Origin of the sequence: Cupriavidus campinensis, from assembly GCF_905397395.1 — a bacterium.
In the GTDB taxonomy this organism is placed as follows: Bacteria; Pseudomonadota; Gammaproteobacteria; order Burkholderiales; family Burkholderiaceae; genus Cupriavidus; species Cupriavidus campinensis.
The window spans coordinates 1-2,529 of the sequence record NZ_CAJPVH010000126.1 but is presented as its reverse complement, the minus strand read 5'-3'; the positions used below and the strand labels follow the sequence as shown (position 1 = coordinate 2,529).

The window sequence follows — 2,529 nt, the reverse complement described above, 5'->3', positions numbered from 1 at the left end:
CGGCCCAGCCGGTGCCCCCGTCGGCACCGGCCTCCGCCGCGCTGCACACCGCGCGCTGGCGCGACGCGCTGACCAGCGCCTCGGCCGGTATTGCCGAGGTCGATAGCAAGCGCGCCTGTGGCCGCCTGACGCGCGCCGCCGGGCTGGTGCTGGAAGCCGTGGGCCTGCGCATGCCGGTGGGCAGCGACTGCCTGATCGAATTGCCGGGTACGCAGCACGCCCATGGCGGCCCGCGCACGGCCGAGGCCGAAGTGGTCGGCTTTGGCGCCGACCGCCTCTACCTGATGCCGCAATCGGACGTGGCCGGCCTGGTGCCGGGCGCCCGTGTCTATCCGCTCGAACCGTCGCCGCAGCCGTCCGGCATGGCGTCCCCGCGCGAACCCGGCTCGAAGCGCCTGCCGGTGGGCCACGGCCTGCTGGGCCGCGTGCTCGACGCCGCCGGCCGTCCGCTCGACGGGCTCGGCCCGATTTCCGCCGCCACCGAAGTGCCGCTGGCCGGCCAGCAGATCAACCCGCTGATGCGCGCCCCGATCGAAACCGTGCTGGACACGGGCGTGCGCGCCATCAACGGCATGCTGACCGTGGGCCGTGGCCAGCGCATGGGCCTGTTCGCCGGTTCCGGCGTCGGCAAGTCCGTGCTGCTGGGCATGATGGCCCGCTACACCAGCGCCGACGTGATCGTGGTGGGCCTGATCGGCGAACGCGGCCGCGAAGTGAAGGACTTCATCGAGAACATCCTGGGCGAAGAGGGCCGCAAGCGCTCCGTCGTGGTGGCCGCGCCGGCCGATACCTCGCCGCTGCTGCGCATGCAGGGTGCCGCCTACGCCACGCGTCTGGCCGAGTATTTCCGCGACCAGGGCCAGCACGTGCTGCTGATCATGGACTCGCTCACCCGCTACGCCATGGCCCAGCGCGAGATCGCCCTGGCCATCGGCGAGCCGCCGGCCACCAAGGGCTACCCGCCTTCGGTGTTCGCCAAGCTGCCCACGCTGGTGGAGCGCACCGGCAACGGCCCCGAGGGCGGCGGCTCCATCACCGCCTTCTACACCGTGCTGACCGAGGGCGACGACCAGCAGGACCCCATCGCCGATTCCGCCCGCGCGATTCTGGACGGCCACATCGTGCTGTCCCGGAGCCTGGCCGAGAGCGGCCACTATCCGGCCATCGACGTGGAAGCCTCCATCAGCCGCGCCATGACCGCGCTGATCGAGCCGCCGCAGTTCGCCTCCGTGCGGCGCTTCAAGCAACTGATGTCGCGCTACCAGCGCAACCGTGACCTGATCAGCGTGGGCGCCTACGTGCCCGGCAACGATCCGGAACTGGACCTCGCAATCCGCCTGCACCCGCGCATGGAGTCATTCCTGCAACAGGACATCCATGAGCGCGCGGACTACGAAGCTTCCATCGCCCGCCTGCACGATCTCTTCGAGAGGACGCAACATGGCTAAGCCCACCCCGCTCAACACGCTGGCCGAACTGGCCCAGGACAACACGGACAAGGCCACGCGCGAGCTGGGCCGGCTGCAGGGGCTGCGCACGCAGGCCGAGCAGCAGCTCCTGGCGCTGACCGAATACCGCCACGAGTACCGCACGCGCATGCAGGCCATCGCGGCGGAGGGCATGACCTCGGGGCGCTGGCAGGACTTCTCGCGCTTTCTCGACTCGCTCGACCACGCCATCCGCCAGCAGACCAGCGCGCTGGCCAAGGCCGAGGCCGACCTGCTGGCTGGCCGTGCCAACTGGCAGCAGCAGAAGCGCCGCCAGAACTCGTTCGACACGCTGATCACCCGCGCCGAAGTGCGCGAGCAGCAGGTCACCGCGCGGCGCGAGCAGCGTTCCACTGACGAATACGCCGCCCGCATGGCCCGCCAGCCGGCCAGCGGCCAGAACTAACCTGCCAACAAGAACATGATCGATATCAGCCAGCTCGTCGGCAACGCCGGCCTGAAGACCCCGACCTCCGGCACGGCCGGCGACGCCCGTGCCAGCGCCGAAGCCAATGCGTTCCAGGACGCGCTGACCCGCGCGCGCGACAGCGGCCAGCCAGCCGTGCGCGTGCCCGCCAAGCCGTCCGGCAACAAGGCGGACGCCAGGGACACGGCAGCCAAGGACAAGTCGGCCGAACCATCGACGCAGAACAAGGGTGACACCCAGACGGCGCAGGCCAATACGCGTCCGGCCAAGGATGCCGACGGGAAGACCACCGGCAAGGCCGATGCGGCCACGGACACCGCGCAGGATGCCGAAGACGGCCAAGACAGCACCGTGGCGTCTGACGCCGCCGCCGCTGCCGCCGCGCTGGCTGCCGCCATGCTGCTGCAACCGCTGCCCCAGCAGCCGGCCCCGACCGACAAGGCCGCTGCCGACCCCACCGGGCTGAACAGCCTCGCTGGCCTGAACGGTATGAATGGTGTGAACGGTCTCAATGGTCTCAATGGTCTCAATGGCCCGGCCACGCTGACCGGCCAGGCCGCCGCGCAAGCCGCCGCCGCACAGGCCGCACAGGCCGCCGCTGCGGCTGGCGATGCC

The 2,529-nt window shown here is 70.9% G+C and carries 2 protein-coding genes and 1 pseudogene; all 3 read left to right on the top strand.

Annotated features, from left to right (window positions below):
* Positions 1–11: 11 nt before the first annotated feature.
* On the top strand, positions 12–1,448 hold the full coding sequence (fliI, locus tag KHO18_RS28060; protein WP_211944302.1) for a flagellar protein export ATPase FliI: 1,437 nt from the start codon (positions 12–14) through the stop codon (positions 1,446–1,448).
* Entirely contained in the window at positions 1,441–1,893 is a 453-nt protein-coding gene (fliJ, locus tag KHO18_RS28055) for a flagellar export protein FliJ (protein ID WP_144202967.1), read from the top strand. Before fliI ends, fliJ begins: the two co-directional genes overlap by 8 nt.
* Positions 1,894–1,908: 15 nt before the next feature.
* A pseudogene (locus KHO18_RS28050) lies at positions 1,909–2,529 on the top strand (flagellar hook-length control protein FliK); the annotation flags it as partial.